Origin of the sequence: Octadecabacter antarcticus 307 (assembly GCF_000155675.2) — a bacterium.
GTDB classification, from domain to species: Bacteria; Pseudomonadota; Alphaproteobacteria; order Rhodobacterales; family Rhodobacteraceae; genus Octadecabacter; species Octadecabacter antarcticus.
Genome location: NC_020911.1, coordinates 241,774 through 256,506, shown reverse-complemented (window position 1 = coordinate 256,506; position 14,733 = coordinate 241,774). Strand labels below are relative to the sequence as shown.

Below are 14,733 nucleotides of genomic sequence, written 5' to 3'. Positions count from 1 at the left end.
TGTGAGAGGGCAGTGGATGACGCGTCAATCGGGCCAATGGCGAGGAAAATCATTCATTCAGGGCGGCCGGAAAGTAGTGCGGGACGCACTCTATATGCCTGCCCTTGTGGCGATGCGGCACAACCCCGATCTCAAGACCAAATACCAAGCCATGATTAAAGCTGGAAAGCCACCAAAAGTCGCCCTTACGGCGCTCATGCGAAAGCTCATTGAACTCGCCAACACCCTCATCAAAGCAAATCGAAATTGGGTGGAAAAGGGGGCTTGATCAAGACGGATACTCTACATCGCCGCCGCGCCAAGCGGGTCCGACATCGGCGTCCGCGTCGTCGAGGAGGTCAAATGCCCAATGAACAAAGACGCGCTTGAACGCCTTCGTCTTGGTCAAACCGATGGCCCGGCTGTCCTGCGTGTATTGAAGGGTCAGCACCGTCCGCCCGCAACAGGGTAAGCGTTCGGTGTCCCCAGCCTAACAGCCCTTTTGGAGGTGCGTTAGTGTCCACTATTGATAGTGGATACTTAGGGGCACTCTATGGCGGTGACGCAGAAGAAGCGGCGATGGTCTGACGAAGAGAAGCGTTCGATTTGTTTTCAGGCGATGGTGGCAGGTGTGTCGGTGGCGCAGGTTGCGCGTCGGTATGCGATGAATGCCAATCTGATATTTAAATGGCTGCGGGGTGAACGTTATGCGCTGGAACCGGATGCCGCCGCTCAAGATGCTGAACCGATATTTCTGCCGGTCGAGGTTGAGGCGGCGAACAGCCCAGTTACGGCTTTGGCACGGGTTCCAGCAGGGCGGATCGAGATCGAACTTCACGGCGGGTGCCGCGTATCGGCCGAGGGTGGTTTTGATGTTGATGTGCTGGCGCGATTGCTGAAGGGATTGTCAACATGAGCCCTGTGCCGAGCAATACGCGGGTCTGGCTGGCGCTAAGAGTGACGGATATGCGGCGGGGTTTCAATACCTTGACTGAGATGTCGTGATCCCATCTCTACGCACCTACGGATATAGTCTTTCTTATTATTAGAAGCGGTGTCATACTGGTCCTGTGTCGATTGGCTGTCCCAATTTCAGGAAGCTGCCAACCACGATCTAACCAGGCCGACATGTTTTCGGCCCTAGGAAGCAGGGCATACTATGACAACCGAACTTATTTATCTCACTTTGACGGCAATATTGACCGGAGTCCTTTGGATACCTGCTGTAATTGGCCAGGTGCAATCCCGTGGGACGCTCAAGCCTGAGGACTACGTAACACTGCCAAATAGCCCGTTAGCGGATTGGGCTGTTCGCGCCAATCGCGCCCATGTCAATGCCGTCGAGAACTTGGGTGCTTTTGCCGCAGTAGTCATCGTGGCTCATCTCGCTGGTGTTTCAACTGGCCTAACAGCCGCAGCCGCAGCAGTGTACTTTTTTGCAAGGCTGATTCACGCCGTGGTTTTTATTTCCGGGTTCAAACACTTCATGGCCCGTACTTTGCTCTTCACAATATCCTGGTTGGCTTTTCTGGTGATTGCGATCGAGGTTCTGCGACACAGCTTATGACTTCAAAACCGCGACTTAAATGGAAGTGTACGATCTCCGTTCAGTGATAGTCGAAATATGATCGTCAACGGTTCTGTCGCAAATTTTTCGGCAGGCTGACGAACAGTCTTCTTTGGACACAATTATGCTGCGAGGGCTGCGAACTGCTTGAATGCCGGGATGCCTGTTTGGGCTAGTTGGCCCTTGCGGATCATATGCGCAGTTTCGATCCCAGCCAATGTTGCTGCAGCAGAATGGAACGCTTTGAAGCCCAGCATTGGCCGTGTGATCCGCTTGATGAATCGATGATCCTGCTCCACAATATTGTTGAGATATTTAGATTGAAAGATACTGATAATCTGACCAGCTCCCGTGAATTTAAGGATGACATTGAGGCTTTGCAGGCCAGCCAAATTGGCACCACTCTTGTCGATCGCAATACGATCTGGAACACCGTTAGTGCCAACGGCGCGCTTGAAGAACCTTCGAGCGGCGCCGGTGTCACGACGCTTTGACAACATAAAATCAAGAGTTTCCCCTTCGCGATCAACAGCGCGGTAAAGATAGGTCCACTCACCACGAACCTTGATATACGTTTCATCCATTCGCCAAGAGACGGCTGTCGGTTTCTTTCTGGCCTGCGCGTTTGCAGCAATCAATGGTGAGAATTTCACCACCCACCGGTTCAGAGTGGCATGATCGATTTCAACGCCGCGTTCGGCCATGATTTCCTTTAAATCACGATACGAGACGCCATAACGTACGTAGAAAAATACAGCGTACAGGATCACGCTTTTGGGGAAGTGGTTCCCTTTGAAATCAATTTTCACAGTCAGTAGCTCACCCTCAAGAACAAAGGCCCGCACCTAACACAATCCAGCAGTCTCACCCAAACGCAAAAACTTTGCGACAGAACCCGCGGACTTGTGAAGATGCAGCTATTGCTCACGCAGCATTTCTTCGCAGTTAAAGCAGCCGTTCAACGCCACCGATCCAGGTGGGTTTCAATTCGGCGTTTCGCGGCGTCTTAGCGATGCATGCTTGCTTTCAGAGGGTGAAAAGCTGAGGCCGCTCGCCTAGTCACACGGTCGCCAGGGCTCTCGTGCTGGCACCATTTGACGTTTGAACGCCAAAAGACCAACGCACAAAGAGCATGGCTTCGCCCGTAATATCATGGACGTTCAAGGTGTGCGCTAAATCACCGAGGGGGCAGTTCAGGACGATTTGTCCCTTTCGCTGGGCTTTTGCGACGACCTGAACGTCAAATGGAACATCGGGATGACACGTTTCAAGGTGTGCGACGATCTGGGGGGCTGCGCCAACAGCCATATAGAGCGCGACACAGGTACCCGGTTTGATGTCCTTAATGGGGTCGGGCACCGTAAATCCGTCTTGGCGGTGCCCTGTGGTCAGCACAAGTGTGTCGATGTTGCCTCTTTCCGTGAGGCTTTGGCCAATACTCGCCACCGCCGCACAGGCCGCCGTAACACCGGGGACAATTTCAAACGGGATATCGCTGGCTTTGAGGGCATCGGTTTCCTCAGTGCTGCGTCCGAACACACCGGGGTCACCGCACTTCAGGCGCACCACCCTTTGCCCACGCTTGGCAGCAGCGACAAGCGTTTGAGTGATCTTTTCTTGTGGCCAACTATGACACCCCGGGGCTTTGCCCACATAAATGCGTTCGGCGTCGCGGCGTGCCAGTTCCAGAATTTCGGGATCAAGAAGGCGATCATAATAAATGACATCTGCTTCTTGCAGGCGCTGAACGCCGCGCAGGGTGATCAAATCCTTGGCACCGGGGCCCGCACCCACAAGGCTAACGCTGCCGCCCTTTGTGGCCCCAAATTCACCCGTCTCGATGGCCGTTTTTATCAGCTTGGACGCTTCGCGTTCGGCCCCGCAGGTGAACAATTGGCGCGGTGTGTCATTGAACACCCAACGCCACAAATCCCGCCGCGCGCGGGGTCCAAGACGGGCCGCAGCCGCCCCGCGCATACGACCCGCAAGGGCCGCAAGATCGCCAAGGCGAGGTTCAAGTGCCTCTTCCAATTTGGTCTTGATTTGGCGTGCCAGCACGGGGGCTGTGCCTTCGGTGCCAATGGCCACAACCACAGGGTCACGATCCACAATTGACGGCGTGATGGCGTCACACAGCTGGGGCTGGTCCACCACATTGACGGTCGCGCCGCCCGCTTTTGCCAACGCATGCAGCGCCATGTCGATACCGGGGCACCCCGAAGCGATGAACACCAGTGCGGTATCTGAAAAAGTGTCCGGCGTAATGGGGCCAGTTTGATATGTAATCCGCCCCTCAACCGCGAGGCCCGACAATTCAGGGTCGAGCGCTGGTGCCCAGATTTCGACCATCGCTTCGGTCTTGAGGATCAGCCGTGTTTTTTGCGCAGCTTGTTCACCGCCACCAACAATGACAACTCGGCGACCCGCCATTTGCAGGAACATGGGAAAGGTTTTCATGCGGACAGGCTTTCTGTGTGATGACGCGAGGCCCAAAGACCCCGCGCCAATTGGTGTGCTTCATCAGGTGTCGGGGCCGCCCTAAGCGTCCAAAGCGCCAGCGCAGCCGTTCCGGTGATCGTGGCAATCGCAAACGGATCACGCACGCGGCCGTGCCAAAGATCAGATAGATTAATCGTTTCACCGGCTTCGTGCAGCTTGCGGGTGTCTTGTAGAATATGCGCTGCGGTTTCCTGAATAAGCGCACCATCCCGCAACCCGAAAACCACAGTTTCCTTGGACGGGTGGCGCTCAAACTCACCACCACCGCCTTTGATAATGCTTAGATCCTTTTGCCCCAAAAGTGCGGTGGCCTGCGCCTGAAGGCTGCGGTATGACGGATGAAATACGCCTTGAACTGTGGCGCGGGCACCGGACGGGTTCCACATCCGCAGCACCGTGTTGAAACACGACCGCAATCCGAAGGTATCGCGTAGGTTCAACACCGCAAACGCCTCAGGGCTGAGCGTTTCAAGGGGTGAATAACTCACATTCGGCCCCGCAAGGTCAATCGCTTCGCGCACGGACGCGGTGGCTGATTGATGCGAATTCCAACCGTGCATCGACACAGCGTACCCCGCCTGACCAACAAGCCGCGCGGCGAGCAAAAACAACGGCGCACCACGACTGCGTCCTGCGGCATAGGACGGCCAATCAAGGTCTGCTTTCGGCAATGTCCCCGCCGCATGGGCGCGCAAGGCGGCGGTGAACCCCGCAATCTCATCCGCTGTTTCCCCGCGCAGACGCATGACCATTAATAACGCGCCAACCGCCTCGGGCGCGGCGTCCCCCGTCAGGATCATCGCCATCGCCTCTTGCGCCTCATCCATCGTCATCGCCCGTGCACGTCCCTTACCGCGCGCAACGATCTGAACAAACGGCGCGAGAGTCATTCTGCCGCCATCGGGAGCTGAGCCTGCGCCAAGAGGGCGGTCAATTCAGGCTTACAGGATCCACAGTTGGTGCCTGCACAGGTTGCCTCGCCCAAAGCGGCGACACTGTGCGCGCCATTCGCAACGGCGGCCAGCAGAGTATTTCGGCCCACGTTGAAACACGCACAAACGGTTGCGCCCACGTCTGGCCGATCAGAGGGGCTGCGCCCAGCCAATGCGGTAAGCGGCGGTGTGTCCGTGCCGATCATGTCAATGATCGCTGTGCGCGACACGACAACAGGGGTCGGCGCGGCAAAAAACAGCGCTGTGATTTGGCCGTTCTGCGTTATGGCGATGCGGATGCTTCCAATGGTCGGGTCTGTTTGGATTGATGCATCGCCCCCCGTTTGGCCACACAACTGTCGTGCCTCGCTTTCCCAATCGACAGGCATTTTGCCACCCGCCAGTTCCACCTGCCAGCCGGTTTGCGTCGGCGCGATAGCGGCGAAGGGTGTTTGGGGGGCAGGTTCATTGATGCACGCCAGAAAACCGTACCACTTCGCCCTGTAAACCTGTGCTGTCACGGTGCAAGATTTCAACGCAGGCTGGCCTGAAAACGGATCCGTCAGCGGTGCTGTGACGCTGTTAACGATCCCCGCAGTTGTGCGCTGTCGTGTCCAATGCATCGGCGCAAAAAGCTGTCCTTGCGCTACACGGGGCGTAATCAAGGCCCGCAAAAGCGTGCGTCCATAGATACTTTCCACTGCGATTAAAGAACCGGGCGCGGCCCCCAAATCGGTTGCGTCCACTGGGTTAACCTCAACATATGGTTCGGCGAGATGGGCACCTAGTCGCGGAGACTTACCCGTCCGCGTCATCGTGTGCCACTGGTCGCGGTTGCGCCCTGTGTTGAGTGTGAATCGTGGTTTTGACAGTATCGGCGCGGTAACCGCGATCATCCGCGCTTTGCCGTCGGGATGATAAAAACGACCGTCCACAAAAAACCGATGATCATTTCGCGGCCATTGTGTCGGAATCAGACCGGCATAATCAGCATCAGCAAAAATGCTTAAATCCAGATCACGCGCGATGTGCGACGCCGCCGTATCCAGCGCCACGTATTCCGCAAAAATATCAGCAGGTTTTTGATAATCAAAGGCCTCCGAAAACCCCATGCGCGCCGCCACGTCGCTGAGGATCTCCCAATCGGGCCGCGCACTTCCGGGGGCCGGCAAGAATGCCCGTTGACGCGAAATACGGCGTTCGGAGTTGGTGACGGTTCCGTCCTTTTCGCCCCACCCAGTGGCCGGCAAAAGAACATGAGCAAGATCGTTGGTATCTGTCTTTTCCATGATGTCGGACGTGACGACAAACTGAACCTTGGCGATGGCAGCTGCGACTCTGTCAGAATCGGGCAAAGACACAGCAGGATTGGTCGATATCACCCACAGCGCCTTGATTTGCCCGTTCGCACAGGCCTCAAACAGATCGACCGCCTTCAGGCCCGGTTTTGTGCAAATGGTCGGGCTGTCCCAGAAATCCTGCACCACCTGTCGATGGTCAGCATTGTCTAATTCAAGATGATTGGCCAGCATATTGGCCAGCCCCCCGACTTCGCGCCCGCCCATCGCATTGGGTTGACCGGTGACAGAAAATGGCCCGGCCCCCGCGCGCCCGATGCGGCCCGTCGCCAAATGACAATTCAGGATGGCGTTGACCTTGTCGGTGCCACAGCTGGATTGGTTCACCCCTTGGGAATAGATTGTCACGACCTTTTCGGTCTGCGCCCAAAGCGTGAAAAACGCGTTCAGTTCGTGGGGTGTCAGGCCCGTATCGGCTGTATTTGATGCACGCGCTGCGGAGATTGCCTCTGCCACGCCATTGACGTGGTTTCCCGTGAATGTCGCATCAAGTTTTCCACCATCTACCAGATGCGCAAGCAGCCCGTTGAACAGCGCAATATCGCCGTCAGGTGCGATTTGCAGATGCGTGTCTGCAAGGTCTGTTGTGGCTGTGCGACGCGGGTCGATGTTGACGATGCGCATGTCTGGCCGCGCGTCTTTCGCCGCCGCAATTCGCTGATACAACACTGGATGGCACCACGCCAGGTTGGAGCCGACCAGCACAATCAGGTCGGCCTGTTCCAAATCTGCATAGGTACCCGGAACCGTATCAGTCCCAAAAGCGCGTTTGTGCCCCGCGACAGACGACGCCATGCAAAGGCGCGAATTTGTGTCGATATTAGCAGCCCCGATGAACCCTTTCATCAGCTTATTGGCGACGTAGTAGTCCTCCGTCAGCAACTGGCCCGACGCATAAAACGCTACGCTTTCGGGCCCGTGTTCAGCAATCGCAGCACTGAATTTCTGCGCGACCAGATCAAGGGCTGTGTCCCAATCGGTATCCGCACCGTTGACTTTCGGGTGCAACAACCGCCCCTCAAGATCAATCGTTTCTCCCAATGCCGCACCCTTGGAACACAGCCGCCCAAAGTTTGCCGGATGATCGGGATCGCCTTTGATGGTCCCATCCACCCCCGCCAGCACCCCGCAGCCCACGCCGCAATAGGGGCATGTTGTGCGGGTCAGGCTCATGCTGCCACCCGTGCTTTCAAAAACGCGCGGTCCAACAGAATACGCCCACTTTCGACCCGTGCGGGATAGCTCACCACGCGACCCTCATCCGCGCCTTGCGCCTCACCGGTTTCAAGTGAAATGACCCAGTTGTGCAGCGGACAAGTTACTGATTTTCCGTGTACAATACCTTCGGCCAACGGCCCTGCTTTGTGCGGGCAGGCATTATCCAGTGCGAAAACCTCGTCCTCGGCCGTCCGAAACACCGCAACGCAGCCAAATGCCGTCTTGATCATTCGCGCACCGCGCTGAGGCACGTTTTCAAGCGGTGCTATATCGATCCAATCGCTCATTCCGCGGCCTCCAACGACAAGTTCGCCAACGGTCGATACCGATCCGCCTTCGTCTGGACGTGATCGGCCCAGGGATCTTTGCGGTAAATGGATTGGCTCAGCTCGAACCGCTCAACCAAGGCCGGCCCTTCGGTTTCAACACGTTCCTTGATCCAATCAAGACCCACCTTGCCCATCCATTTATAAATCCGGTCAAGGTATTTGGCGTTCTCACGATACAGCTGCGTCACCGCCTTGATCACTTCAATCGCCTCCTCTTCAGTCGCGACCTGAACCATCAATTCGGTTTCGCGCACATCCATGCCAGCGGCCCCGCCAATGCTGACCTGATATCCGCTGTCGACGCAGATCACGCCGATATCCTTGCACGTCGCCTCAGCGCAATTGCGCGGGCAACCAGAAACGCCGAGCTTTAATTTATGCGGCGTCCATGACCCCCAAAGTTCTTTTTCCAGCTTGATCCCGAGACCCGTGCTGTCCTGCGTGCCAAAGCGGCAATGATCCGTGCCAACGCAGGTTTTCACCGTGCGCAACCCCTTTGAATAGGCATGTCCAGACACCATGCCAGCCGCGTTTAGATCGGCCCAGATATCTGGTAAATCTTCGCCCTTCACACCCAGCAGATCAATGCGCTGCCCGCCGGTGACCTTGACCGTGGGTACCGCGTATTTGTCGGCGGCGTCCGCAATCGCGCGCAACTCATCAGGCGTTGTAATCCCGCCCCACATGCGCGGAACGACACTGAACGTTCCGTCTTTCTGGATGTTGGCGTGTTTGCGTTCGTTGATGAACCGCGACTGCGGGTCGTCTTGGTATTCCAGCGGCCAATCGGCCAGCAGGTAGAAATTCAACGCAGGACGACACACATGGCACCCGCACGATGTCTTCCAGCCGCATTCCTGCCAGACGGCAGGCATGGATATCAAACGCTGTGATTTGATCATGCGCCGCACATCTTCGTGGGTCATTGCGGTGCACCCACAAACTGCCGCAACCGCAGGGATCACAAATTCATCGCCCAGCGTCACCGCCAACACCTGTTCGACCAGTCCCGTGCAAGTCCCGCAGGACCCGGATGCCTTGGTGGTTAACCGCACGGCGCCCAGATCAGTGGCACCCGCTGCGATCGCATCTTCGATTTGTCCTTTGCAGATTCCGTTGCAGCCACAGATCTCCGCGTCACGCGGTAAGGCTGCAACAGCTGCTAAAGGGTCCAGGGGGGTCCCCCCTTGATAGGCGGGGCCAAAGATCAGCGTATCGCGCATGTCAGAGATGTCGAGCTTGTCGCGGATCAGGCCGAAGAACCAGTTGCTGTCGGCGGTATCGCCATACATCACGGCACCTTTGACGACGTTGTTCTCAATCACCAAACGGCGATAGACACCACGAGCCGGATCGCGAAAAACAATGTCCTCGCGGCCTTCACCATCCGCGAAATCACCGGCACTGAACAGATCACAGCCCGTGACCTTCAATTTTGTCGACAGCTCCTTTTGCACAAACTGGGCCTGCTGCCCCATCAACGTCTGTGCAGCCACCTTCGCTTGATCATAAAGGGGTGCAACAAGGCCAAAGATCGCCCCGTCATGTTCAACGCATTCCCCAACGGCCAATACATTAGCGTCAGACGTGACCATCTGGTCATCCACATGGATGCCTTTGCCCACCGCCAGCCCCGCGTCCTGAGCGAGTTTGACGTTGGGCCGGATGCCCACGGCCATGACCAACAGATCGCACGCCAATTCGGTGCCATCGTCCAACAGTAACGCTTTGACGTGACCATCCTTACCCAAAATTTCCTTCGAATTTGCGGTGCATTTCACGGTGATGCCTTTGTCCACCAACGCCTTGCGCAACAGATATCCCGCCGCTTCGTCCAACTGGCGTTCCATCAGATGGCCCATGATGTGCACCACGGTCACATCCACACCACGCGCGGCCATACCTGCGGCGGCTTCTAGCCCCAGCAGTCCACCACCGATCACAACGCATTTATGCGCTGGCCCAAGGTCCATCATCCGCTGCGTGTCTTCCAGATCGCGGTAGGCAATCACGCCCTCAAGATCGTGACCGGGCAGCGGGATCATGAACGGATTGGACCCTGTGCCAAAGACCAGCTTGTCGTAGGCAAGAACCTCGCCCGTATCGGTCGTGACCGTCTGGTTTTCGCGGTCAATATTTTGTACAAAACAGCCGAAACGGGTTTTTATTTTGTACAATTTGTACCATTCGTCATCGTGGGTGACGATTTCGTTGTACGTCTTGTCGCCAGATAAAACGGGCGACAGCATGATTCGGTTGTAGTTTCCGCGCGCCTCGCCGTTGATCAACGTGATGTAGTAATCCGCCTCTGCCTCGACCAGCGTTTCAAGCATTCGGCCCGTGGCCATGCCTGCACCGATGACGATCAATTTCTGTGTCATACCGATTACTCCGCTGCGATGGATTTGGGTTTAGGTGTCGCGCCATGTTCATATTCTTCAAGAAAATCAAGAACCTCTTGGCGGTAGGCGTAATAATCAGGATGTTCCAACAGCGCCTTGCGCGTTCGGGGGCGGGGCAGTTTCACATACGTGATTTTGCCGATCGTCGCCTGCGGTCCGTTCGTCATCATCACCACGCGGTCCCCCAGCAGGATCGCCTCATCGACGTCATGGGTGACACAGATTGCGGTCACTTTGGTGCGCGACCAGACCTCCATCAGGACTTCCTGAAGCTCCCAGCGGGTCAGACTGTCGAGCATTCCAAATGGTTCATCCAACAACAGAAGTTTAGGTGACAAAGCAAAAGCACGAGCGATTCCAACACGTTGCTTCATTCCATTCTACAGGCTCGCGGCGCCTTTGTTCATGCTGTCAGCAAGGCCAACCCGTTCAAGGTAGTATTCCACGACGTCCTGACGTTCCGCCTGTGATGCACGCGGATATACTTTGTCCACGCCAATCGCGACGTTCTCCTTGGCCGTCAGCCATGGGAACAGGTTGGGCGATTGAAACACAACGGCGCGTTCAGGATCCGCTCCTTCTACGTTCCAACCATCGAGCCGGATCGCCCCGTTGGAAATCGGGTTCAGACCCGCAGCCATCGTCAGCACCGTGGATTTGCCACAGCCCGAATGCCCGATGAGCGAGATAAACTCGCCTTTGTTGATCTTGAGGTCGAACCCCTCAACCACAGTCAACGGGCCCTTTGGCGTCGGATAAACCTTGTCGAGCTGCGAGAAATTCAGGAATTTTTCCTCGATGCCGCCTTCTTGGGCTTTGGCGACGGCGGCAGGCACCCCGTGGATCGGCATCACGTTTGGCAGGGTGCGGGTTTCTTCTACTTTGGCGGCAATTCCAACGTCCATCAGATAGGTCGTGACCTGACTGCGTAACGCCTTGAAGTTCGCATCATTGTTCATCGCGATGCGGTCGCGCGGGCGGGGGATATCGACCTTGAATTCATCACCTAACGTCCCGTCGGGGTTTAGCGCGACGATACGGTCGGCCAGAATAATCGCCTCGTCCACGTCATTTGTAATCAACACGCAGGTCTTTTTGTCTTTGTCCCAAATAGCCTCAATCTCATCCGCGAGGTTGGCACGGGTCAGCGCATCAAGCGCGGACAGCGGCTCATCGAGTAACAACATTTCGGGGTCCATCGCCAGCGCGCGGGCCACGTTCACGCGTTGGCGCATCCCTCCTGACAATTCCGCTGGGCGTCGGGTGGCGGCATGGCTCAGGCCCACCATGGCGACGTAGTGATCGACCTTTGCTGCGCGTTCGGCTTTGGACAATTCAGGGAACATCGTATCCACGGCCAGCGCTACGTTGCCGTTCACCGTCAGCCACGGCATCAGCGAATAGCTTTGAAAAATCACACCGCGTTCTCGGCCTGGTTCTGTGATCGACGCGCCCTTGTAGGTAAGGGTGCCTGTGGTGGGCTGTTCCAGCCCCGCCATTAGATTGATCAACGTGGTCTTGCCCGTACCAGAAAACCCGAGGAGGACAACGAATTCTCCCTCCGCAACATCAAGATTGATGTCTTTGAGGACCGCCATTTCGCCATAGCTTTTGGAGACGCCTTTGATTTGTAAAATATCCATGATTTTTCCTTATGCACTATCGCTTCGCTGCTTGAGCGCAGGTCACCGACTGTTCGAGAATGTGAACATGGACTGCAGCGCATACATCACGCGGTCCAACAAGAACCCGATGATGCCGATGGTGAACACGGCGACCATGATGCGGGCCAGCGATTGGGAGGATCCGTTCTGGAATTCATCCCAGACGAATTTGCCAAGACCGGGGTTCTGGGCCAGCATTTCTGCAGCGATCAAAACCATCCAGCCCACACCAAGCGACAGGCGCAATCCGGTAAAGATCAATGGAAGGGCCGAGGGCAGAACCAACTTGGTGATCTTGGTGTAGGTGTTCATTTTCAGCACACGGCTGACGCTTACAAGGTCTTTGTCGATGCTGCTGACGCCGAGTGCGGTGTTGATCAGCGTGGGCCAAAGTGAGCACAGGGTCACCGTGATGGCCGACACCAGAAATGATTTTTCGAACCATCCGTCATTGGTCGTGTAAACGGCGGACACGATCATGGTAACGATCGGCAACCACGCCAGTGGGGACACAGGTTTGAAGATCTGGATCAACGGGTTCAACGCGGCATTTGCCGTCACCGAAAGCCCCGCCGCGATGCCGAGCGGGATGGCGATGATTGATGCTATCAGGAACCCGAAAAATACCGTTTTGATCGAGGTCCAGATTTGATCATAATACGTGGGCTTGCCGGTATAGATACGGTCGCGAACAGCGTTGGTATTACCATTGGCAATCGCGTCGGCATTGCGCGCGTCTTGGCGTTCATAAAACGCGGCCTCGCGTTCGCCTTCGCGGATGGAATCTTGGCGCAACTCTCCGACCTGTTCCCAAACCTGCACCGGACCGGGCACCGCACCGAGGGACGTTTGCACCGTCGGTGCAAGTGTCGCCCACATCGTAACAAACACAGCAATCGACAAGATCGGCACACCTAAAAGCCGCCAGACTTCGCCAGCTTGGGCGCGCGGGTTGTCCCCTGCGGCGGCGCGCAGGATCGGTGTAAGCCATGACAGGCCAAACACGCAAAACCATGCGTCAGCTTTGTTAATGCGGACAAAGCGGCGCGCCCGGCGGGCTTCTGCGTCAAGGATGGTGGGGTCAATCGCGGTCATATCGGGTGTCCAACTGCTGCTTTTGGAAAGGGAGTGGCGCGCCCTGCGGTTCTGCAAGGCGCGCCATTTGACTTAGCCTTGAATTTCGCCGTCAATGACAGTCTGGCCGGATTTCAGACCGATCGGCAGGCTGTCGATATAGGCGTTCGGCGCGCGGCCATCGTAGGGAATGGCGTCGATGATATCTTCCGCAGGTGTGGCGGCTTTGAACCCGTCACTGTCCCATGGGAAATCAGCCTCGTTAGCGAGCCCCTCGCCGACCAACAGACGCGCGGCCTCAAGGTAGATATCAGGGCGGTACACATCGGCGGCGGTTTCAAAATACCACTCGTCTGACATGGTTTCGGCGATCTGCCCCCAGCGGCGCATCTGCGTCAGATACCAAATCGCGTCCGAATAGAACGGATAGGTCGCGTTATAGCGAAAGAAGACGTTGAAATCAGGTGCAGGGCGAACGTCGCCTTTTTCGAATTCAAAGAAACCGGTCATGGAATTGGCGATGACTTCGGCGTCCGCACCCACATATTCGGGGCGCGCCAACATCTGCACGGCTTCTTCGCGGTTCGCATTGTCATTTTCATCCAGCCAGATCGTGGCACGGATCAAGGCCTTGGTCAGAGCGATTGTGGTGTTTGGATAGTCTTCGGCGAATTCGGCGGTGATGCCGAACACCTTTTCGGGATTGTTCTTCCACATGTCGTAATCGGTGATCACCGGAACGCCGATGCCCTTGAACACGGCCTGTTGGTTCCACGGTTCACCAACCGCATAGCCAAAGATTGTGCCTGCCTCCATCGTGGACGGCATTTGCGGCGGCGGTGTTACGGACAACAACACATCCGCGCCGATCTGGCCGGAAATATCCTGCTCGCTGTAAAACCCGGGCTCCAGACCGCCAGCGGCGAGCCAGTAGCGGATTTCGTAGTTGTGGTTGGACACAGGGAACACCATGCCCATGTTGAACGGCTCACCACGGTCGAGGTGGTTTTCGACAACAGGTGCTAAAGCGCTTGCGCTAATGGGATGTTGCGGGCGACCATCTTCCATCAGGGGAACGTTTGGCTTCATTTCGTCCCAGATTTCATTGGATACCGTGATCGCGTTTCCGTTCAGACCCATCGAGAACGGCGTGATGATATGCGCTTCGGTGCCGTAGCCGATTGTTGCCGCCAAAGGCTGACCCGCTAACATATGCGCGCCGTCCAGCTCGCCGCTGATCACGCCATCGAGCAAGACCTTCCAGTTTGCTTGCGCCTCAAGGGTCACGAACAGACCCTCGTCCTCAAAATACCTCAGCTCATAGGCAACCGCGAGCGGGGCCATGTCTGTCAGTTTAATAAATCCGAGTGTTAGGTCTTCTTTTTCAAGATCCAAAGATTGGGCCGCCGCAGTGGTGGCCAACAAGCTGGACGTTGCCAGTAAGATCGCAAGTGTCTTTTTCATCATTTAATCCTTTCGACGCCTTGAGAGGCGAAAAACAAAAAAAGCCGCACGTAAGGGTCACGGGGGAGGAGATCCGTGGTCCATACGAGCGGCTTTGCTCTTGGGAGGTGCGCTACCTACATCGGTTAGCGCGTGTGTGCGGGCTTCGTTGCCCCTTAACTAAATGATGAACCAGCGCGAGCTGCGAGCGCAATCATTTTGCTGCGCCGCCGCATGGAATTATGCTGTAATGCAGAGATCGCTCAGT

At 56.4% G+C, this 14,733-nt stretch carries 11 protein-coding genes and 2 pseudogenes; 3 read left to right on the top strand and 10 right to left on the bottom strand.

The window, feature by feature from the left end:
- Positions 1 to 19: 19 nt before the first annotated feature.
- A pseudogene (locus OAN307_RS01310) lies at positions 20 to 268 on the top strand (transposase); the annotation flags it as partial.
- Here OAN307_RS01310 and OAN307_RS28710 read toward each other — a convergent pair.
- Positions 269 to 430, bottom strand: a complete 162-nt coding sequence (locus OAN307_RS28710) for a hypothetical protein (RefSeq protein WP_187292590.1) — start codon at positions 428 to 430, stop codon at positions 269 to 271.
- A 102-nt stretch (positions 431 to 532) separates the two neighbouring features.
- Between OAN307_RS28710 and tnpA the strand changes: the two genes are divergently transcribed.
- Entirely contained in the window at positions 533 to 895 is a 363-nt protein-coding gene (tnpA, locus tag OAN307_RS01305; RefSeq protein ID WP_015498075.1) for an IS66-like element accessory protein TnpA, read from the top strand.
- 243 nt (positions 896 to 1,138) lie between these two features.
- A complete protein-coding gene (locus OAN307_RS01300) occupies positions 1,139 to 1,546 on the top strand; it encodes an MAPEG family protein (protein WP_015498074.1) in 408 nt (135 codons plus the stop codon).
- A gap of 122 nt (positions 1,547 to 1,668) precedes the next feature.
- Here OAN307_RS01300 and OAN307_RS01295 read toward each other — a convergent pair whose 3' ends face one another.
- The 9 genes and pseudogenes from OAN307_RS01295 to OAN307_RS01255 form a co-directional block, all read right to left on the bottom strand.
- Complete coding sequence (locus OAN307_RS01295) at positions 1,669 to 2,355, bottom strand: IS6 family transposase (protein WP_015498073.1); 687 nt, start codon at positions 2,353 to 2,355, stop codon at positions 1,669 to 1,671.
- A 250-nt stretch (positions 2,356 to 2,605) separates the two neighbouring features.
- Positions 2,606 to 4,003 (bottom strand): siroheme synthase CysG, encoded by a 1,398-nt coding sequence (gene cysG / locus OAN307_RS01290; protein ID WP_044043001.1) that lies wholly within the window; start codon positions 4,001 to 4,003, stop codon positions 2,606 to 2,608.
- Complete coding sequence (locus OAN307_RS01285; protein WP_015498071.1) at positions 4,000 to 4,935, bottom strand: glycosyl transferase family protein; 936 nt, start codon at positions 4,933 to 4,935, stop codon at positions 4,000 to 4,002. Before OAN307_RS01285 ends, cysG begins: the two co-directional genes overlap by 4 nt.
- On the bottom strand, positions 4,932 to 7,508 hold the full coding sequence (locus tag OAN307_RS01280) for a nitrate reductase (protein ID WP_015498070.1): 2,577 nt from the start codon (positions 7,506 to 7,508) through the stop codon (positions 4,932 to 4,934). Before OAN307_RS01280 ends, OAN307_RS01285 begins: the two co-directional genes overlap by 4 nt.
- The gene (gene nirD / locus OAN307_RS01275; protein ID WP_015498069.1) at positions 7,505 to 7,840 is read right to left on the bottom strand and encodes a nitrite reductase small subunit NirD; all 336 of its coding nucleotides are present in this window, start codon (positions 7,838 to 7,840) and stop codon (positions 7,505 to 7,507) included. The genes OAN307_RS01280 and nirD overlap by 4 nt, the downstream gene beginning before the upstream one ends.
- Positions 7,837 to 10,263 (bottom strand): nitrite reductase large subunit NirB, encoded by a 2,427-nt coding sequence (gene nirB / locus OAN307_RS01270; RefSeq protein ID WP_015498068.1) that lies wholly within the window; start codon positions 10,261 to 10,263, stop codon positions 7,837 to 7,839. Before nirB ends, nirD begins: the two co-directional genes overlap by 4 nt.
- A gap of 5 nt (positions 10,264 to 10,268) precedes the next feature.
- A pseudogene (locus tag OAN307_RS01265) lies at positions 10,269 to 11,927 on the bottom strand (ABC transporter ATP-binding protein).
- A gap of 42 nt (positions 11,928 to 11,969) precedes the next feature.
- A complete protein-coding gene (locus OAN307_RS01260) occupies positions 11,970 to 13,043 on the bottom strand; it encodes an ABC transporter permease (RefSeq protein WP_015498067.1) in 1,074 nt (357 codons plus the stop codon).
- A gap of 72 nt (positions 13,044 to 13,115) precedes the next feature.
- Positions 13,116 to 14,486, bottom strand: coding sequence for a CmpA/NrtA family ABC transporter substrate-binding protein (locus OAN307_RS01255; protein ID WP_015498066.1), 1,371 nt, complete (start codon positions 14,484 to 14,486; stop codon positions 13,116 to 13,118).
- Positions 14,487 to 14,733: the final 247 nt, after the last annotated feature.